This window comes from Pseudomonas sp. AP19 (assembly GCF_001728855.1).
GTDB lineage: Bacteria > Pseudomonadota > Gammaproteobacteria > Pseudomonadales > Pseudomonadaceae > Aquipseudomonas > Aquipseudomonas fluorescens.
Genome location: NZ_LXJP01000042.1, coordinates 27,726 through 44,542, shown reverse-complemented (window position 1 = coordinate 44,542; position 16,817 = coordinate 27,726). Strand labels below are relative to the sequence as shown.

General features: G+C 58.8%; 23 protein-coding genes. 10 read left to right on the top strand and 13 right to left on the bottom strand.

All coding sequences use genetic code 11. The annotated features are described in order from the left end of the window. Window positions 1-42 precede the first annotated feature (42 nt). From hisG to A7D21_RS24345, 8 genes are all read right to left on the bottom strand, one after another. Window positions 43-678: an ATP phosphoribosyltransferase gene (gene hisG, locus A7D21_RS24380; RefSeq protein WP_003188599.1), complete on the bottom strand. Its 636-nt coding sequence runs from the start codon at window positions 676-678 to the stop codon at window positions 43-45. A 168-nt stretch (window positions 679-846) separates the two neighbouring features. Further along, on the bottom strand, window positions 847-2,112 hold the full coding sequence (gene murA, locus A7D21_RS24375) for a UDP-N-acetylglucosamine 1-carboxyvinyltransferase (protein ID WP_069552867.1): 1,266 nt from the start codon (window positions 2,110-2,112) through the stop codon (window positions 847-849). Between the two features lie 23 nt (window positions 2,113-2,135). Next, complete coding sequence (locus A7D21_RS24370) at window positions 2,136-2,375, bottom strand: BolA family protein (RefSeq protein ID WP_069552866.1); 240 nt, start codon at window positions 2,373-2,375, stop codon at window positions 2,136-2,138. Window positions 2,376-2,489: 114 nt separating this feature from the next. After that, complete coding sequence (locus A7D21_RS24365) at window positions 2,490-2,795, bottom strand: lipid asymmetry maintenance protein MlaB (RefSeq protein ID WP_053254429.1); 306 nt, start codon at window positions 2,793-2,795, stop codon at window positions 2,490-2,492. Next, complete coding sequence (locus A7D21_RS24360) at window positions 2,792-3,442, bottom strand: phospholipid-binding protein MlaC (protein ID WP_053254428.1); 651 nt, start codon at window positions 3,440-3,442, stop codon at window positions 2,792-2,794. Before A7D21_RS24360 ends, A7D21_RS24365 begins: the two co-directional genes overlap by 4 nt. 11 nt (window positions 3,443-3,453) lie before the next feature. Further along, entirely contained in the window at window positions 3,454-3,921 is a 468-nt protein-coding gene (gene mlaD, locus A7D21_RS24355) for an outer membrane lipid asymmetry maintenance protein MlaD (protein ID WP_005784855.1), read from the bottom strand. Beyond that, window positions 3,921-4,718, bottom strand: coding sequence for a lipid asymmetry maintenance ABC transporter permease subunit MlaE (mlaE, locus tag A7D21_RS24350; protein ID WP_053254427.1), 798 nt, complete (start codon window positions 4,716-4,718; stop codon window positions 3,921-3,923). Before mlaE ends, mlaD begins: the two co-directional genes overlap by 1 nt. Further along, window positions 4,718-5,527 carry an ATP-binding cassette domain-containing protein gene (locus tag A7D21_RS24345; protein ID WP_053254426.1) on the bottom strand — a complete coding sequence of 270 codons (810 nt, stop codon included), beginning with the start codon at window positions 5,525-5,527 and terminating at the stop codon, window positions 4,718-4,720. The genes mlaE and A7D21_RS24345 overlap by 1 nt, the downstream gene beginning before the upstream one ends. 299 nt (window positions 5,528-5,826) lie before the next feature. Here A7D21_RS24345 and A7D21_RS24340 point away from each other — a divergent pair, with 299 nt between their 5' ends. From A7D21_RS24340 to A7D21_RS24295, 10 genes are all read left to right on the top strand, one after another. Next, window positions 5,827-6,801 carry a KpsF/GutQ family sugar-phosphate isomerase gene (locus A7D21_RS24340; RefSeq protein WP_053254425.1) on the top strand — a complete coding sequence of 325 codons (975 nt, stop codon included), beginning with the start codon at window positions 5,827-5,829 and terminating at the stop codon, window positions 6,799-6,801. Further along, window positions 6,802-7,326 carry an HAD family hydrolase gene (locus tag A7D21_RS24335; protein WP_069552865.1) on the top strand — a complete coding sequence of 175 codons (525 nt, stop codon included), beginning with the start codon at window positions 6,802-6,804 and terminating at the stop codon, window positions 7,324-7,326. Between the two features lie 8 nt (window positions 7,327-7,334). Next, complete coding sequence (gene lptC, locus A7D21_RS24330) at window positions 7,335-7,907, top strand: LPS export ABC transporter periplasmic protein LptC (RefSeq protein ID WP_069552864.1); 573 nt, start codon at window positions 7,335-7,337, stop codon at window positions 7,905-7,907. Then, window positions 7,894-8,469 (top strand): lipopolysaccharide transport periplasmic protein LptA, encoded by a 576-nt coding sequence (gene lptA, locus A7D21_RS24325; RefSeq protein ID WP_053254422.1) that lies wholly within the window; start codon window positions 7,894-7,896, stop codon window positions 8,467-8,469. Before lptC ends, lptA begins: the two co-directional genes overlap by 14 nt. Next, window positions 8,469-9,194: an LPS export ABC transporter ATP-binding protein gene (gene lptB / locus A7D21_RS24320; RefSeq protein ID WP_053254421.1), complete on the top strand. Its 726-nt coding sequence runs from the start codon at window positions 8,469-8,471 to the stop codon at window positions 9,192-9,194. Before lptA ends, lptB begins: the two co-directional genes overlap by 1 nt. Before the next feature lie 184 nt (window positions 9,195-9,378). Continuing rightward, the gene (locus A7D21_RS24315) at window positions 9,379-10,872 is read left to right on the top strand and encodes an RNA polymerase factor sigma-54 (RefSeq protein ID WP_053254420.1); all 1,494 of its coding nucleotides are present in this window, start codon (window positions 9,379-9,381) and stop codon (window positions 10,870-10,872) included. 75 nt (window positions 10,873-10,947) lie between these two features. Next, entirely contained in the window at window positions 10,948-11,253 is a 306-nt protein-coding gene (gene hpf, locus A7D21_RS24310) for a ribosome hibernation-promoting factor, HPF/YfiA family (RefSeq protein ID WP_017138237.1), read from the top strand. A 12-nt stretch (window positions 11,254-11,265) separates the two neighbouring features. After that, entirely contained in the window at window positions 11,266-11,730 is a 465-nt protein-coding gene (gene ptsN / locus A7D21_RS24305; protein ID WP_053254419.1) for a PTS IIA-like nitrogen regulatory protein PtsN, read from the top strand. Between the two features lie 2 nt (window positions 11,731-11,732). Continuing rightward, on the top strand, window positions 11,733-12,590 hold the full coding sequence (rapZ, locus tag A7D21_RS24300; protein ID WP_053254418.1) for an RNase adapter RapZ: 858 nt from the start codon (window positions 11,733-11,735) through the stop codon (window positions 12,588-12,590). A 16-nt stretch (window positions 12,591-12,606) separates the two neighbouring features. Further along, window positions 12,607-12,879, top strand: a complete 273-nt coding sequence (locus tag A7D21_RS24295) for an HPr family phosphocarrier protein (RefSeq protein ID WP_049709983.1) — start codon at window positions 12,607-12,609, stop codon at window positions 12,877-12,879. A gap of 37 nt (window positions 12,880-12,916) precedes the next feature. Here A7D21_RS24295 and A7D21_RS24290 read toward each other — a convergent pair whose 3' ends face one another. Genes A7D21_RS24290 through A7D21_RS24270 form a run of 5 tightly spaced genes read right to left on the bottom strand, consistent with a single transcriptional unit; the run spans window position 12,917 to window position 16,675 of the window. After that, a complete protein-coding gene (locus A7D21_RS24290; protein ID WP_053254417.1) occupies window positions 12,917-13,810 on the bottom strand; it encodes a ZIP family metal transporter in 894 nt (297 codons plus the stop codon). Window positions 13,811-13,841: 31 nt separating this feature from the next. Beyond that, window positions 13,842-14,453, bottom strand: a complete 612-nt coding sequence (locus tag A7D21_RS24285; RefSeq protein WP_053254416.1) for a superoxide dismutase — start codon at window positions 14,451-14,453, stop codon at window positions 13,842-13,844. Between the two features lies 1 nt (window position 14,454). Next, window positions 14,455-14,883 carry a hypothetical protein gene (locus A7D21_RS24280; RefSeq protein ID WP_053254415.1) on the bottom strand — a complete coding sequence of 143 codons (429 nt, stop codon included), beginning with the start codon at window positions 14,881-14,883 and terminating at the stop codon, window positions 14,455-14,457. Between the two features lie 27 nt (window positions 14,884-14,910). Continuing rightward, on the bottom strand, window positions 14,911-16,287 hold the full coding sequence (locus A7D21_RS24275; protein WP_053254414.1) for an aspartate ammonia-lyase: 1,377 nt from the start codon (window positions 16,285-16,287) through the stop codon (window positions 14,911-14,913). Further along, the gene (locus tag A7D21_RS24270; RefSeq protein ID WP_069552863.1) at window positions 16,280-16,675 is read right to left on the bottom strand and encodes a FagA protein; all 396 of its coding nucleotides are present in this window, start codon (window positions 16,673-16,675) and stop codon (window positions 16,280-16,282) included. Before A7D21_RS24270 ends, A7D21_RS24275 begins: the two co-directional genes overlap by 8 nt. Window positions 16,676-16,817: the final 142 nt, after the last annotated feature.

Here is a 16,817-nt window from a genome sequence, read left to right as displayed (position 1 = left end):
TGAGGCGGATAGACGGGCGCGACCTGAGGCCGCGCAGGCGGGTCAACCGCGGTGTCGAGACTCCACTGCCTTGCGCAGGGTGTCGATCAACGCCTGGATACGGGCGTGTTGCATTTTCATTGAAGCTTTGTTGACGATCAGGCGAGAGCTGATGTCGGCAATGAAATCCTGAGGCTCTAGACCGTTGGCACGCAGCGTGTTGCCGGTGTCGACCACGTCGATAATCTTGTCGGCCAGGCCGATCAGCGGCGCCAGCTCCATCGAGCCGTAAAGCTTGATGATGTCGACCTGACGGCCTTGTTCCGCGTAATAGCGCTTGGCGACGTTGACGAACTTGGTCGCCACGCGCAGGCGGCCTTTGGGCTCGACGTCACCGACACGGCCGGCGGTCATCAGCTTGCACAGGGCAATACGCAGGTCCAGCGGCTCGTAAAGGCCCTGGCCACCGTACTCCATCAGCACGTCTTTGCCGGCGACACCGAGGTCGGCTGCGCCATGTTCAACGTAGGTCGGCACGTCGGTAGCCCGCACGATCAGCAGGCGAACGTCGTCCTGGGTCGTGGGGATGATCAGCTTGCGGCTCTTGTCCGGATTCTCGGTCGGCACGATGCCCGCTTCAGCCAGAAGCGGCAAAGTGTCGTCAAGGATGCGGCCCTTGGACAATGCGATGGTCAACATGGGAAACGTCAGTCCTTCATCAGGCTATTGCTGTCCGGTCGCAAACGGCGCCAGACACAGATCGAGGCCGTTACAGCCTCGATTTGAAACAAATTCGGCCGGGGTGCGCAAGCGTTAATACGCGTGCACACCCCGTGCGGGCGCATCCCTACGCCCGTGCAGCGGGAACTAGCCCGGTACGCGGCGGATCTTGGCGCCGAGCATCTGCAGTTTTTCTTCGATGCACTCGTAACCACGGTCTATGTGGTAGATGCGGTCGATGAGGGTGTCGCCGTCAGCGCACAACGCCGAGATCACCAGGCTGGCGGAAGCACGCAGGTCAGTTGCCATGACTGGCGCGCCCTTGAGCTTCTCGATGCCCGTGACGATGGCGGTGTTGCCTTCGACCTGGATCTTGGCGCCCATGCGATGCAGTTCATACACGTGCATGAAGCGGTTTTCGAAGATGGTCTCGATCACAGCACCGGTGCCTTCGGCAATTGCGTTCAAGGAAATGAACTGCGCCTGCATGTCGGTCGGGAACGCCGGGTACGGAGCGGTACGCACGTTGACCGCTTTGGGCCGCTTGCCGTGCATGTTCAGCTCGATCCAGTCTTCGCCGGTGGTGATTTCTGCACCGGCCTCACGCAGCTTTTCCAGGACCGCTTCAAGGATGGTCGGATCAGTGTCCTTGACCTTGACGCGACCACCGGTAACGGCAGCGGCCACCAGGTAAGTGCCGGTCTCGATGCGATCAGGCATCACTTTGTAGGTGGCCGGATGCAGGCGTTTAACACCGTCGATGGTGATGGTGTCGGTGCCGGCGCCAGAGATGTTGGCACCCATGGCGATCAGGAAGTTGGCCAGGTCGACCACTTCCGGCTCGCGCGCGGCGTTTTGCAGCACGCTGCGGCCGTTCGCCAGGGCGGCAGCCATCATAATGTTCTCGGTACCGGTCACGCTGACGGTATCAAAGAAGAAGTTGGCACCACGCAGGCCGCCTTCCGGCGCCTTGGCCTTGATGTAGCCGCCCTCAACGTCGATGGTTGCACCCATGGCTTCAAGGCCACGAATGTGCAGGTCGACCGGACGCGAGCCGATGGCGCAACCGCCAGGCAGTGCCACTTCAGCTTCACCGAAACGGGCAACCATCGGGCCCAGTACCAGGATCGACGCACGCATGGTTTTCACCAACTCGTACGGAGCGATCAGGGTCTTGATGGTGCGCGGGTCGATTTCGACGCTGAGTTTCTCGTCAATCACCGGCTCGATGCCCATGCGACCGAACAGCTCGATCATGGTGGTGATGTCGTGCAGGTGCGGCAGGTTGGCCACAGTCACCGGGCCGTCGCACAGCAGGGTCGCTGCCAAAATCGGCAAGGCGGAGTTTTTCGCACCGGAAATGCGGATCTCGCCATCAAGGCGGGCACCGCCGGTAATAATCAATTTATCCATAAGAATCTCGACGCCTTGGGGGCTCAGGTGCGCTCGGCCCAGGCCGCGCGGCTGAAAAAATTCATAGTGACCGCGTGGATGCTGCCATCGGTGATCCACGGGTTTAAATGGGCATAGATCTGCTGTTGACGCTTGACCGGGCTCAATGCCGCCAGTTCATCGCTAATCACGTTCAGCTGGAAATTGCAGCCTTCGCCTTCAACTTCTACGTTCGTTTCCGGCAGCTTTCCTTCAAGGAAGCTTTTAACTTCTAGGGCCTGCATGCTCAACCTCTATCGGCGCCCAGTGCGCACGGGTCGCACATCATACAAAAAAGCCCCGCGCCTGCGAACCCCGCATAGCAGGACTCTGACGGGGGGCTTCTTTAATAATGTGTATTAAGGATGCGCCAACAGCTCGGTCAGACCGGAAACCTGCGCAATTTCACGCATGTCGTCGGGCAAGGCACGGATACTGACCGGCTTACTGGCCGCTTCGGCATCACGAATGAAGCACAGCAGCAACGACAGGCCGACGCTGCTGGACTTGGTCACCGCCGAGCAATCAAGCACCAGCGCAGGTGCCGCGCTGGACTTGATCAGCGCCTGACCCTGCTTGCGCAGGTCAGGCCCGGAGCGGTAATCCAGCACGCCACTGAGGAACAACTCGCCGGCGTCGCCAAGACGAACAGCCGACTCGGTCATTGCGCAGGCTTCCCGGCAGCTTGTTTGTCGGTTTCTTCTTTGGCTTTGGCGACTTCACCGGCCCAACCATTAATGGTCTTGTCCAGGTTGTTGCCATTGCGCTGCATGGCGTCGGCGAACTGATCGCGGAACAGCTTGCCGATGTTGATACCGTTGATGATCACGTTACGCAGCTTCCACTCGCCGTTGACCTTCTCCAGCGTGTACTGCACAGGGTAGATGGCGCCGTTGTTGCCTTTGACGCTCATGTTAACGCTGGTGCGATCACCCGACTCATCCCCGGCTGGGGCGACGGTAATGCCTTGATTGTTGTACTCCAGCAGGGCGTTGCCGTAGAACTGGAACAGGCCCTTCTTGAAGTTTTCCTGGAATGTCTGCATTTGCGCAGGGGTAGCCTTGCGCGAATACTTGACCGTCATGATGCTGCGGGAAATGCCTTCGGCATCGACCACCGGGCCCACAATGGTATTCAGTGCTTCGTAAAACCTGGTCGGGTCTTGTTTGTACTGCTCTTTGTTGGCAGTCAGGTCAGCCAACATCTTGTTGGTCGTGTCCTGCACCAGATCGTGCGCAGAACCCGCCGCGTTGGCCATCAGCGGCAGCGCTGCAAGCAGCACCAGCAGGCCACGTCGCAAGGTAGAGATCATGAACAGGTTCCTCATTTGGCGTCTTTATTGACCGTATTGAGCAGGAATTTACCGATCAGGTCTTCAAGCACCAACGACGACTGTGTGTCGTGGATTGTCGAACCATCCTTGAGCAGGGCTGTTTCCCCGCCCACGCTGACACCGATGTACTTCTCGCCCAGCAGACCCGCAGTGAGAATAGATGCAGTCGAGTCAGTCGGCAGATTATCTACCTTCTTGTCGACTTGCATGGTCACTCGGCCGGTGAAGCTGTCGCGATCCAGATCGATTGCCGTGACCTTGCCGATGGTTACACCGGCCATGGTCACTTTAGCTCTGACAGTCAAACCGGCAATATTATCGAAGTACGCGTAAAGTTTATAAGTGTCGGCGGTGGGGCTGGCCGAAAGGCCGCTGACTCGCAGGGCCAGTAACAGTAAAGCCAGGATGCCAGCCAGCAAGAAAAGGCCGACACCGATTTCCACAGTGCGGTTTTGCATCAGAAATCTCCAAACATCAAGGCGGTCAAAATGAAGTCAAGGCCCAGTACTGCCAGCGAGGCGTACACAACGGTCTTGGTGGTGGCGCGACTGATCCCTTCTGAAGTGGGCTCACAGTCATAGCCTTGGAATACGGCGATCCAGGTCACTACAAAGGCGAAGACGATGCTCTTTATGATGCCGTTGAGCACGTCGCCACTGAAGGTCACGCTGTTTTGCATGTTGCCCCAGTAAGAGCCGTCATAGACGCCCAACCAGTCAACCGCCACCCACGAACCGCCCCAGATGCCCACCACGCTGAAAATCATCGCCAGCAGTGGCAGGGAAATGAAGCCGGCCCACAGGCGCGGCGCAACAATATACTTGAGCGGGTCCACGCCGATCATTTCCAGGCTGGACAACTGCTCGGTGGACTTCATGTTGCCGATTTCGGCAGTCAACGCGGAACCCGCGCGCCCGGCAAACAGCAAGGCGGTGACCACCGGGCCGAGTTCGCGCAACAGCGTCAGGGCGACCATCTGCCCCACAGCCTGCTCCGAACCGTAGCTGGAGAGGATGTTGAACCCCTGCAAAGCCAGCACCATGCCGATGAAAATCCCGGAAACCACGATGATGACCAGGGACATCACGCCCACCGAGTGCAGCTGCTTGAGCAGCAGGCCGAAGCCACCGCCAATCCCGCCGCGACCAAGCAATGCATGAAACAGGAAAATCGTCGAACGCCCCAGCACTTCGACCAAGTCGATACCGGAGCGACCGAAAAGGCGAACCTTCTCGATTAAAGATGTCTTGCGCATCAGCGCTTCCCCAGAAGATCTGAGCGGTAGTCCGCTGCCGGAAAATGAAAAGGCACCGGGCCATCGGGATCGCCGGTCATGAATTGGCGAATGCGCGGGTTGTCAGCGTTCATCAGCTCTTCAGGCGTGCCCTGCCCCAGCACCTGACCATCGCCGACTACATAAAGGTAGTCGGCAATGCTCGCGGTTTCGGCCAGGTCGTGCGACACCACGATACTGGTGATCCCCAACGCATCGTTGAGCAGGCGAATCAGGCGCACCAGCACGCCCATGGCGATCGGGTCCTGGCCCACGAACGGCTCGTCATACATGAGGATCTGCGGATCGAGGGCGATGGCTCGCGCCAGGGCGACACGACGCTTCATGCCGCCCGACAACTCGTCAGGCATCAGGTCGACGGCACCACGAAGGCCCACGGCCTGCAGTTTCAACAAGACAATGTCACGAATCATTTCATCTGACAGCTGGGTGTGCACCCGCAGCGGAAACGCCACGTTTTCGAACACGTCGAGGTCGGTGAACAGTGCGCCACTCTGGAACAGCACTCCCATGTGCTTGCGCGCATCGAACAGATCGCTGCGCGACAATGTCGGCAGGTTCTGACCGTTGACCCACACTTCGCCGGCGCTGGGACGCAATTGCATGCCCATCAGACGCAACAGTGTGGTCTTGCCGCAACCGGAAGGCCCCATGATGCCCGTGACCTTGCCGCGGGGAATGCGAATATCGACGTTATTGAAGATGCTGCGCGTCCCGCGCTTGAAGGTAAGGCCCTTCAGCTCGACCGCGTAGGCGTTATCGGCACTCATCTAATCTCCTTGGGATGCAGCCTTTCACTCAGACACCATGTATGCGACTTTCGTTTGCAACGTATGTGCAATAGTTAGCGCCATGGGTTGGGCGGACCGAACTGGCGGCGAACTATATCACTGCTGGTGCAGAGCCCCCAAGGCCGGAACAGCCCTCGTTCAGATTCGGGACAGGGAAAAAAACGCTGCCGAGCATGAAACTCAGGCACCTGCCGAATAAAGCCTGACGAACTAGCGTGAGGGAATTGATCATTACCGCTATAATCGCCGCCTTTTCGTCAGGCTATACGATTTAAGACATGAGCCAATCCAGCGAGCTTATTCAATCCGCACAACGCACCATCCGCCTCGAGCTTGAAGCCGTAGAAGGTTTGCTGGCCCATATCGACGCAGATTTCGTACGTGCATGCGAGATGATTCTGGCCAGCAAGGGCCGCGTTGTCGTGGTCGGCATGGGCAAATCCGGCCACGTCGGCAACAAGATCGCCGCCACCCTGGCAAGTACCGGGACCACGGCTTTTTTCGTGCACCCGGCCGAAGCCAGCCACGGCGACATGGGCATGATCACCAAGGATGACATCATCCTGGCACTGTCTAACTCCGGCACCACCAACGAAATCGTGACCCTGCTGCCGCTGATCAAGCGTCTGGGCATTAAAATGATCAGCCTCACCGGCAATCCGGAGTCGACGCTGGCCAAGGCTGCCGAAGTGAACCTGAATGTTCACGTTGCCCACGAGGCCTGCCCGTTGAACCTGGCACCGACCTCCTCCACCACCGCCGCGCTGGTCATGGGCGATGCCCTGGCCGTGGCCCTGCTGGAAGCGCGCGGCTTTACCGCTGAGGACTTCGCGTTTTCGCACCCGGGCGGCGCCCTGGGTCGTCGACTGCTGCTCAAAGTGGAAAACGTCATGCATTCGGGCGACGAGCTGCCTCACGTGCAGCGCGGCACCTTGCTGAAGGACGCGCTGATGGAAATGACCCGCAAAGGCCTGGGCATGACCGTGATCCTGGAGGCTGATGGGCGTTTGGCCGGGGTGTTCACCGACGGCGACCTGCGCCGCACCCTGGACCGCACGATCGATATCCACACCGCCACTATTGATGCGGTCATGACGCCACACGGCAAGACTGCACGCCCAGAGATGCTTGCCGCCGAAGCGCTGAAGATCATGGAAGACCACAAGATTGGCGCGCTGGTGGTGGTCAATAGCGACGACCGCCCGATTGGCGCCCTGAACATGCACGACTTGCTGCGTGCGGGAGTGATGTAAATGACCAGCGACCTGTTGCAACGCGGTAAAAACATCAAATTGGCGATTTTCGACGTTGATGGCGTGCTGACCGATGGCCGCCTGTACTTTCTCGAAGATGGCAGCGAATTCAAGACCTTCAACACACTCGACGGCCAGGGCATCAAAATGTTGATGGCCGCCGGTGTGCAAACAGCCATTATCAGTGGTCGAAAGACACCGGTTGTGGAACGCCGCGCACAAAACTTGGGGATTCCTTACCTGTATCAGGGCCGCGAGGATAAACTGGTGGTTCTGGACGAGCTTCTTGGCCAACTCAACCTAAGCTATGAGCAGGTTGCCTATCTGGGTGACGATCTGCCTGACCTGCCGGTTATTCGCCGGGTGGGCCTGGGCATGGCCGTCGCCAATGCGGCGGCTTTTGTTCGCGAACACGCCCATGGCATCACGACCGCACGTGGCGGTGAGGGTGCCGCCCGCGAGTTCTGCGAATTGATCCTGCGTGCCCAGGGCAGTCTTGAAGCGGCCCACGCCGCCTACCTATAGAGCGTTTTATGCTGAGCAAAAAGATTCGCAACTTCCTGCTATTCGGGGTCATCGCCGCGCTGTTCCTGGCGGTGGGCTACTGGAATATCAGCCCGGAGCGCTTTCTCGACAAGCCTGTAGTGGCCGTCGACGACAGCGCTATCGCCTATTACGCTCTCAACGCCCATACCATACAGTTCCTGCCTGATGGCAAGGTTCAGTACGAAATGACCGCCGATAAAGTTGAGAACCTCAAGGCTACGGACGTCAGCCTGCTGACCAATCCCGACCTGAATCTCTACAAGGGCACCGACTACCCGTGGCACGTCACCAGCAAGCGTGGCGAAGTCAACTCGGACGGTACCCAGGTAGAACTGATCGACTCGGTACGTGTTGCACGTACTGACGAGAAGAAGCGCGACACCATTATTACCAGTAGTCGCATGACCGTTTTCCCACAACAGCAATATGCGCAGACCGAGCAAGACGTTAGAATCGACGGCGCTGGCGGTGTATCGACTGGCAAGGGAATGAAAGCGTATTTGAAAGAAAGCAGGATACACCTGCTATCGAACGTAAGAGGACAGTATGAGGCTCGTTAAAACCCTCCCTATTTTGCTCGGTCTGGGCGCAGCACTGGGAAGCGTGAGCGCCTGGGCTCTGCCGAACGATAGCCAGCAACCGATCCACATTCAGGCTGACGACGCTCAGCTGGATGACAAGCAAGGTGTTGCGACCTATACGGGCGCCGTGATCATCACCCAAGGCTCGATGAAAATCACCGGCAACACGGTGACGCTCACGCGTACGCCGGGTGGCGACATTGACGTGGTGACCTCGGTGGGCAACCTGGCTTACTTCGAACAGAAGCAGGCGGCTACGGACCCAGCCCCGATCAAGGGCTATGGCAGGACCATCCAGTACCACGCCCAGCAGAATCGCATCATCCTGATCGACCAGGCCAGGGTTGTCAGCAGCGATGGCAACACCACAGACGGTGAAAAAATCACCTATGACACGGTGAAGCAGATCGCCCAGGCCGGTCGTGCCACTGGCGCGAAGATCGGCACTCCGAAGCCGCGCATCGACATGGTTATCCAGCCGAAGCAGAAAGAAGGCGCCGCCCAGCCTGCGCCCAACCCCGCTGCGAAGAAGGCGAACTAATGGCAACCCTGAAAGCCCAGCATCTGGCCAAAGCTTATAAAAGCCGTCAGGTCGTACGCGACGTCAGTTTATCGATCGACAGCGGCCAGATCGTTGGCTTGCTTGGCCCCAACGGCGCCGGCAAGACCACGTGCTTCTATATGATTGTCGGCCTGGTCCAGGCGGATCAGGGCCGTGTCTTGATCGACGACCTGGACGTCAGCAACCAGCCGATGCACGGTCGTGCACGCGCAGGTATCGGCTATCTTCCCCAGGAAGCGTCGATCTTCCGCAAATTGTCGGTAGCAGACAACATCATGGCGATCCTCGAGACCCGCAAGGAACTCGACCGTGACGGCCGCCGCAAAGAGCTGGAAAGCCTGCTGCAGGAATTCCATATCAACCACATCCGCGACAACCTCGGCATGAGCTTGTCCGGTGGTGAACGTCGTCGTGTGGAAATCGCCCGCGCCCTGGCCACCGCGCCGAAATTCATCCTGCTGGATGAACCCTTCGCCGGTGTCGACCCGATCTCGGTCGGCGATATCAAGCAGATCATCCATCACCTCAAGGCCAAGGGTATCGGTGTATTGATCACCGACCACAACGTCCGTGAGACCCTCGATATCTGTGAAACGGCTTATATCGTCAACGATGGCCAGCTGATCGCCGAAGGCGACTCCGCCACCATCCTGGCCAACGAACTGGTCAAGGAAGTGTACCTGGGCCACGAGTTCCGCCTGTAAGCACTGTGGTGTCTGGCCGTTCGCCAAAGCGCGCGGGAGTCAATAAAAACCTCTGGTTTTTTATTGTTACCGCGCTCTAGGCAAAGCCCCCGACATCAGGCATATAATTTGCTTATGTTTGGCGCTCACGCGCCCTGTCGTGGATGGCGCATTGCGCCGGCGAATAAGGTGTTAAGCCCCTGCCATGAAACCATCGCTAGTCCTGAGAATGGGCCAGCAGCTGACGATGACACCGCAGCTGCAACAGGCCATCCGCCTGCTCCAATTGTCGACCCTGGACCTGCAACAGGAAATCCAGGAGGCCCTGGAGTCCAATCCGATGCTCGAACGCCAGGAAGAAGGCGACGACTTCGATAATGCAGACCCGCTGGCCGACAACATCGAGCAAAAACCCAACTCCGACGTGCAGGAACCTTCCTATCAGGAAACCGCCCCTACGGTGGACAACCTTGAGGAAGGCGAATGGAACGAACGCATTCCCAACGAGCTTCCGGTGGACACCGCCTGGGAAGACGTTTACCAGACCAGCGCCAGCAGCCTGCCCAGCAATGATGATGACGAGTGGGACTTCACCACCCGCACCTCCGTCGGCGAAAGCCTGCAGAGCCATTTGCTGTGGCAATTGAACCTGGCGCCGATGTCCGACACCGATCGCCTGATCGCCGTGACCCTGATCGACTGCATCAATAACCAGGGTTACCTCGACGAGACGCTCGAAGAGATCCTTGAGGCTTTCGATCCGGAACTGGACATCGAACTGGACGAAATCGAAGCCGTCCTGCACCGCATCCAGCAGTTCGAGCCCGCCGGCATCGGCGCCCGCACACTGAGCGAGTGCCTGTTGCTGCAACTGCGCCAGCTGCCCGCCAAGACCCTGTGGCTCGCCGAAGCCCAGCGCCTGGTCACCGACTACATCGACCTGCTGGGCAGCCGCGACTACAGCCAGTTGATGCGCCGCATGAAGCTCAAGGAAGACGACCTGCGCCAGGTCATCGAGCTGGTACAGAGCCTTAACCCCCGCCCGGGCTCGCAGATCGAGTCCAGCGAAGCCGAATACGTCGTTCCCGATGTAATCGTGCGCAAAGACAACGAGCGTTGGCTGGTGGAACTGAACCAGGAGTCGGTGCCTCGCCTGCGCGTCAACCCGCAATACGCAGGTTTTGTGCGCCGTGCCGACACCAGTGCCGATAACACCTTCATGCGCAATCAGTTGCAGGAAGCGCGCTGGTTCATCAAGAGCCTGCAAAGCCGCAACGAAACCCTGATGAAAGTGGCCACTCAGATCGTCGAGCACCAGCGCGGCTTCCTCGAATATGGTGACGAGGCCATGAAACCCTTGGTCCTGCACGATATCGCTGAGGCGGTTGGCATGCATGAATCGACGATTTCCCGGGTAACCACGCAGAAATTCATGCATACCCCACGGGGTATTTATGAGCTGAAATACTTTTTCTCCAGCCACGTAAGTACCTCCGAAGGCGGCGAATGCTCGTCCACGGCGATCCGCGCGATCATTAAAAAACTGGTTGCCGCGGAAAATCAGAAAAAGCCGTTGAGTGACAGCAAGATCGCTGGTTTACTGGAGGCACAAGGCATTCAGGTCGCCCGTCGAACCGTCGCCAAGTACCGCGAGTCCCTCGGGATCGCGCCTTCCAGCGAGCGTAAGCGTTTGATGTGACGGGCGGGCCATAGCGTTCCAGTGGCAGGCGCTTTTGCCTGTCGCTTTATGCACTGGCAACGAAGGAGAAGCTGTATGCAAGTCAACATCAGTGGACACCATGTAGAAGTCACCCCTCCATTGCGCGAATATGTCGAGCAGAAGCTGAAACGACTCGAGGGTCATTTCGACAAGATCACCAATGTGCAGGTCATCATGAAGGTCGATAAGCTTCAGCAGAAAATTGAAGCGACCTTGCAGATACCCGGTGGCGAAGTGGTCGCCAATGCCGAGCATGAAGACATGTATGCATCGATCGATGCCTTGACTGACAAGCTTGACCGCCAACTTAAAAAGCATAAGGAAAAGCAGCAGAGCCTTCTTCAAGGCACTGGCCGCTAACACTCCCCACCCATGATTCGACTTGAAACCATCCTGACCCCCGGCCGTTCCCAGGTGAACGTGCCGGGCGGCAGCAAAAAGAAAACCCTCGAAACAATTGCCAATCTGATCGGCCGTGAAGTGCCCGACCTGGATACGCAAGCTGTCTTTGAGGCTCTGATCGCCCGTGAAAAGCTAGGTTCTACTGGCTTTGGCAACGGCATCGCGATTCCTCACTGCCGCCTGCAAGGCTGTGAGTCTCCAGTCAGTGCCCTGCTGCACCTAGACGCCCCCATCGATTTCGACGCCATCGACGGCGCCCCGGTTGACCTGCTCTTCGTGCTGCTGGTCCCGCAAGCCGCCACCGATGCGCACCTGGAACTGCTCCGGCAGATCGCCAGCATGCTCGACCGCAAGGAAGTACGCGACAAACTGCGCAGCGCCGACAGCAACGAGGCGCTCTATCAGGTTGTCCTGGATGAACAAAACGGGCAGTAATCATGCGTTTGATCATCGTCAGCGGCCGCTCCGGCTCGGGTAAAAGCACCGCCCTCAACGTCCTTGAGGACAACGGTTTTTATTGCATCGACAACCTGCCCGCCGGTTTGCTGCCGGAGTTGGCGGAACGTGCATTGATCCACACCGAGCTGGCGCAGCCCCTGGTTGCCGTCTCGATTGACGCCCGCAACCTGCCCAGCCATCTTCAGCGCTTTCCGCAATTGCTTGAGGAAGTACGCGCCAAGCATATCAATTGCGATGTGCTGTACCTGGACGCCGATGAGGAGACACTGCTCAAGCGTTTTTCCGAAACCCGTCGCCGCCACCCCCTCAGCAGCCCTCACCGCTCGCTGGCCGAAGCCATCGAGGACGAGACCACGCTGCTGGGACCGATCATCGATCTGGCCGACCTCAAGATCAACACCACCGGCCTGAACCTGTATCAATTGCGGGATGCCATCAAGCTGCGCTTGCTGAACCAGCCAGAGCCTGGCACCGCATTTCTGGTCGAGTCGTTTGGCTTCAAGCGTGGGATGCCGGTGGATGCCGATCTGGTGTTTGATGTGCGCTGCCTGCCCAATCCTTACTGGAAGCCGGAACTGCGTGATCAGTCCGGCCTTGATCAGCCGGTGGCCGAGTACTTGGCTGCGCAACCGGATGTCGAGGAGATGTTCCAGGACATCTCCAGCTACCTGCTCAAATGGTTACCGCGCTTTGCGGCAAGCAACCGGGCTTATGTCACCATTGCCATCGGCTGCACCGGCGGCCACCATCGCTCGGTGTACCTGACCGAGCGCCTGGGCCAGGTGCTGCAACAAACCCTCAAGAACGTCCAGGTTCGCCACCGCGACCTTAGCTGAAAGGAACACCCCCGCGATGCCCGCTCTGGAAATTGAAATCATCAACAAGCTGGGTTTGCATGCCCGAGCCTCCGCCAAATTCGTCGGCGTCGCCGGGCAGTTCCCCTGCCAGATCCGCGCAGGGCGAACGCCGGAATCCATGGTAGACGGTAAAAGCATCATGGCCATGATGATGCTGGCCGCCGGCAAGGGCACCAAGATTCATTTGAAGACGGAAGGCGAACAAGAGCAGGAAGCGATGGACGCGCTGGTAAAGCTGATCAATAACTTCTTTGATGAGGGCGAGTAAACTCACCCTTTACGGCGGGTGTGAGGCTGCAATGGCCTCACCCTAAAGCAGTATCCATCACCATCATCAAACAGAACCCGATGCACAAGCCCAGGCTGGCAAGCTTTTCGTGACCATGACGGCGCGACTCGGGGATAACTTCGTGAGTCACCACCAGCAACATCGCCCCCGCCGCCAACGCGAGCCCTAACGGCAACAAAACCTCCGCCAGGCTCACCAGCCATGCACACAGCACGGCAAACACCGGCTCGACCAAGCCCGACGCGGCACCGATCAAGAACGCCTTGACTCGCGACATGCCCGCCCCGGCCAAGACCAGCGCGATCACCAAACCTTCCGGCACGTCCTGCAGGGCAATCCCCATGGCCAAGCTGTCGGCATCCGGCATTCCGCCACCGGCCGAAACACCTACCGCCATGCCTTCCGGAATGTTGTGGGCAATGATGGCAAACACAAATAGCCAGATACGCGGGGGAATCACCGGTTGACCCGGCGTGCCCACCCGCATCTCCGGGCTGGCGCCCGATACCTTGCGGTCGACCAGGTAAAGACCGAATGCCCCGAGCATAATCCCGAAGCTGATCAAACCACTGGCGCCCCAACGCGAAAGCCCAAGGCCTTGCGCGGCAGCAATGCCCGGCACGATCAGCGAAAAAGCCGTCGCCGCCAGCATTACCCCGGCCCCAAAGCCCAGCAAGGTATCACTCAGTGCCACCGGCATCCGGCGAATCACCAACACCGGCACCGCACCCAGCGCCGTGCCGAGCGCGCAGATCGCGCCGCCCTGCAAGGCACGCAAGATACGCGGCTCAAGGTCCAACCAGCTCAGCCCTTGCGCCACCAGCAATGCAGTCCCTGCCAACAGCAGCAGCGAGCCAAACGCATAACGAAACATTCGCCCGCTGCTGATCGCCAGCGTTTCAGTGCCCATAGTCGGCCTTAGATCTTGTTATAGATAAATGTCAGGCCACGGCGGCCTGGTAGCGTGCGGCGACTTCCGGCCAATGGATGACGCTGTAGAAGGCGTTGATGTATTCCGGGCGACGGTTCTGGTAGCGCAGGTAGTAAGCGTGTTCCCACACGTCCAGGCCGAGGATCGGCGTGTTGCCGCTCATCAGCGGGCTGTCCTGGTTGCCACTGCTTTCCACCACCAGGGTCTTTTGCGGGGTAACGCTCAACCAGGCCCAGCCGCTGCCGAAACGCGTCAATGCAGCCTTGGTAAAGGCCTCCTTGAAACTGTCGAAGCCGCCCAACTGTTCATCGATGGCTTTGCCCAGCACGCCTTCGGGTTTACCTCCGCCTTTTGGCGACATCACCGCCCAGAATAGCGAGTGGTTAGCATGCCCCCCGCCTTGGTTGATCACGGCGGCGCGCAGTTTTTCCGGTAGTTGCTGCACGCTTGAAACCAGCTTCTCAACCGGCCAGCCCGAGAATTCAGTGCCCTCGACTGCAGCATTCAAGTTATTGATATAGGTCTGATGGTGTTTGGTGTAGTGGATTTCCATGGTCTGCGCATCGATGTGCGGTTCCAGGGCGTCATAGGCGTAGGGCAAAGCAGGCAAGGTGTAAGTCATATCAATGTGCGCCGTAGTGTGGAGTGATCGGTTGCACCGCAGTGCCGCCAAGCAGGCGATGGGTACGCGGGTATTCGCCGTGATCGCTGATGAAGTTCAACAGTTCGACATAGGTCTTGCTGCTCTGGCGCAGCGCCGCCTCGCGCAATTGCGGGCTCAGGCGCGGGTCCTGCAGGGTCTGCAACAGCCGCTGGTGAATGGCACAAAGGTATTCCGCGCTTTCCTCCGGCTGGTTCAGACGCAGGTGCAGGTCCGCCAGGTTGTGATGGGAAATGACGCAAGCCGCCACTGCTTCGTCGGCATCCGCCCAGCGCTCGAACAGCACTTGAGCCAAGGCCAGGGCTTGCAAATAGGCCTCACGAGCATCGACCAGCTCGCCCGCCATAAAGCAACGATTGGCCCGTTCGATCGTGCGTTTCCAATGCTCCATGGTGAACCTCCAAAGCAGAGTCGGTGATTACACGCCGCCGGCCGTGAGTTTTTCCGGATCCAACAGGATTTCCAGTTGGCTACGTGGCAAGTCGGTGTGCTCGAGGGCGACATCAATCACCGGGCGGCCTTGCTGATAAGCCTTCTTGGCAATTTCAGCGGCTTTTTGGTAACCAATGATCGGGTTAAGTGCAGTGACCAGAATCGGGTTACGCGACAGCGCTTCCTTGAGCTTGGCTTCGTTGACCTTGAAGCTGGCGATCGCCTTATCAGCCAACAGCCGGCTGGCGTTGGCCAGCAACTCAAGGCTGCTGAGCAGGTTCTGGGCGATGATCGGCAACATCACGTTCAGTTCGAAGTTGCCGGACTGGCCGGCGACGGTAATGACCGTGTCATTGCCGATAACTTGGGCGGCGACCATGGCGGTCGCTTCCGGGATCACCGGGTTGACCTTTCCCGGCATGATCGAAGAGCCTGGCTGCAGGCCTTCCAGTTCGATTTCACCGAGCCCGGCCAATGGGCCGGAGTTCATCCAACGCAAGTCGTTGGCGATTTTCATCAGCGACACGGCGGTGGCTTTCAGTTGGCCGGAGACGGCGACGGCGGTGTCCTGGGAACCGATCAACGCGAACAGGTTTTTGCCTGGCGTGAATTTCACGCCGGTGAGGCTGCTCAGGTGTTGGCTGAAGCGGGCCGCAAATTCCGGGTGTGCGTTGATCCCGGTGCCGACCGCCGTGCCGCCCTGGGCCAACGCCTGCAAGCTCGGCAGCAGGTCCTGCAAGTGAGCGATATTGGCCTTGAGCTGTTGCGCCCAGCCATTGAGCACCTGGCTCATGCGCACGGGCATCGCGTCCATCAAGTGCGTACGGCCGGTCTTGATGAACGGGTGGACTTGTTCGGCCTTGTGTTCGATCACCTGAACCAGGTGCAGCAGGGCCGGCAGGGTGTGTTCGTGCAAGACCAGCGCTGCGCTGACGTGAATGGTGGTCGGAATGATGTCATTGCTGCTTTGGCCGCAATTCACGTGGTCGTTGGGGTTGATCGGCTCGCCCAGCAAGCGGCTGGCCAGGGTCGCAAGCACTTCGTTGGCATTCATGTTGGAGCTGGTGCCGGAGCCGGTCTGGAAGATATCCACCGGGAAGTGCGGCATGAAATCGCCTTCAAGTAAGCCTTGGGCAGCGTCGACAATGGCCTTGCCCTGCCCTTCGCTGATTTGCTTGAGGTCGACGTTAGCCTTGGCTGCGGCGGCTTTGGCCAGGATCAGTGCGCGAATGAATTGCGCCGGCATGCGTTGGCTGCTGATCGGGAAATTATTCACCGCGCGCTGGGTTTGCGCACCATACAAGGCCTCGGCAGGCACTTGCAGTTCGCCCATGCTGTCGCGTTCGATACGGGTATTACTCATCGGAAGATCCTTGCACCAGGTCGGAGTGAGAAATAGACGGCAGCAATTCGCAGGTTGCCAATTGCCAGGCAAAGGTCTGCCAGCGCTTGAGGCGGCAGGCGCAGTGGGAAAGATTTTCCAGGTCGCGCAATGGACGCCACGCCTGGTCCAGGCACAGGGATCGCCAGTGCCAGGGCAAGGCGATGTCGCTGGCGGTGTCGATCAGCAGGCGGAATGACGTTTCAGCAATCGTCCATGGGTGGGTCGCGGTGCAGCACGCCAGGTATCGGCCCTCATTGAGGTAATGTTCAATCAGGCGAGGTTCATTGGGATCGAGGCCGCAGCGAATCTGACGACTCATCCAGCGCCAGCTCTCAAGGTACGGATCCTCATGCAGGACAGAACTCATGATCCACACTCATTCGATAATGAGATTTATTATTAATTGATATTAAGAATCAAAACAAGAGCAGCAGGTTAATCCGCTCATGGCTCAGCCATAAAAAAAGGCGCGCCATCGAGAAGATGGCGCGCCTTTTCGTTAAGCGTCG

Excerpts from the sequence above, each read along its gene's own strand:
- hisG (WP_003188599.1), bottom strand. The coding sequence starts at position 678 with ATGTTGACCATCGCATTGTCCAAGGGCCGCATCCTTGACGACACTTTG.
- murA (WP_069552867.1), bottom strand. The coding sequence starts at position 2,112 with ATGGATAAATTGATTATTACCGGCGGTGCCCGCCTTGATGGCGAGATC.
- A7D21_RS24370 (WP_069552866.1), bottom strand. The coding sequence starts at position 2,375 with ATGCAGGCCCTAGAAGTTAAAAGCTTCCTTGAAGGAAAGCTGCCGGAA.
- A7D21_RS24365 (WP_053254429.1), bottom strand. The coding sequence starts at position 2,795 with ATGACCGAGTCGGCTGTTCGTCTTGGCGACGCCGGCGAGTTGTTCCTC.
- A7D21_RS24360 (WP_053254428.1), bottom strand. The coding sequence starts at position 3,442 with ATGATCTCTACCTTGCGACGTGGCCTGCTGGTGCTGCTTGCAGCGCTG.
- mlaD (WP_005784855.1), bottom strand. The coding sequence starts at position 3,921 with ATGCAAAACCGCACTGTGGAAATCGGTGTCGGCCTTTTCTTGCTGGCT.
- mlaE (WP_053254427.1), bottom strand. The coding sequence starts at position 4,718 with ATGCGCAAGACATCTTTAATCGAGAAGGTTCGCCTTTTCGGTCGCTCC.
- A7D21_RS24345 (WP_053254426.1), bottom strand. The coding sequence starts at position 5,527 with ATGAGTGCCGATAACGCCTACGCGGTCGAGCTGAAGGGCCTTACCTTC.
- A7D21_RS24340 (WP_053254425.1), top strand. The coding sequence starts at position 5,827 with ATGAGCCAATCCAGCGAGCTTATTCAATCCGCACAACGCACCATCCGC.
- A7D21_RS24335 (WP_069552865.1), top strand. The coding sequence starts at position 6,802 with ATGACCAGCGACCTGTTGCAACGCGGTAAAAACATCAAATTGGCGATT.
- lptC (WP_069552864.1), top strand. The coding sequence starts at position 7,335 with ATGCTGAGCAAAAAGATTCGCAACTTCCTGCTATTCGGGGTCATCGCC.
- lptA (WP_053254422.1), top strand. The coding sequence starts at position 7,894 with ATGAGGCTCGTTAAAACCCTCCCTATTTTGCTCGGTCTGGGCGCAGCA.
- lptB (WP_053254421.1), top strand. The coding sequence starts at position 8,469 with ATGGCAACCCTGAAAGCCCAGCATCTGGCCAAAGCTTATAAAAGCCGT.
- A7D21_RS24315 (WP_053254420.1), top strand. The coding sequence starts at position 9,379 with ATGAAACCATCGCTAGTCCTGAGAATGGGCCAGCAGCTGACGATGACA.
- hpf (WP_017138237.1), top strand. The coding sequence starts at position 10,948 with ATGCAAGTCAACATCAGTGGACACCATGTAGAAGTCACCCCTCCATTG.
- ptsN (WP_053254419.1), top strand. The coding sequence starts at position 11,266 with ATGATTCGACTTGAAACCATCCTGACCCCCGGCCGTTCCCAGGTGAAC.
- rapZ (WP_053254418.1), top strand. The coding sequence starts at position 11,733 with ATGCGTTTGATCATCGTCAGCGGCCGCTCCGGCTCGGGTAAAAGCACC.
- A7D21_RS24295 (WP_049709983.1), top strand. The coding sequence starts at position 12,607 with ATGCCCGCTCTGGAAATTGAAATCATCAACAAGCTGGGTTTGCATGCC.
- A7D21_RS24290 (WP_053254417.1), bottom strand. The coding sequence starts at position 13,810 with ATGGGCACTGAAACGCTGGCGATCAGCAGCGGGCGAATGTTTCGTTAT.
- A7D21_RS24285 (WP_053254416.1), bottom strand. The coding sequence starts at position 14,453 with ATGACTTACACCTTGCCTGCTTTGCCCTACGCCTATGACGCCCTGGAA.
- A7D21_RS24280 (WP_053254415.1), bottom strand. The coding sequence starts at position 14,883 with ATGGAGCATTGGAAACGCACGATCGAACGGGCCAATCGTTGCTTTATG.
- A7D21_RS24275 (WP_053254414.1), bottom strand. The coding sequence starts at position 16,287 with ATGAGTAATACCCGTATCGAACGCGACAGCATGGGCGAACTGCAAGTG.
- A7D21_RS24270 (WP_069552863.1), bottom strand. The coding sequence starts at position 16,675 with ATGAGTTCTGTCCTGCATGAGGATCCGTACCTTGAGAGCTGGCGCTGG.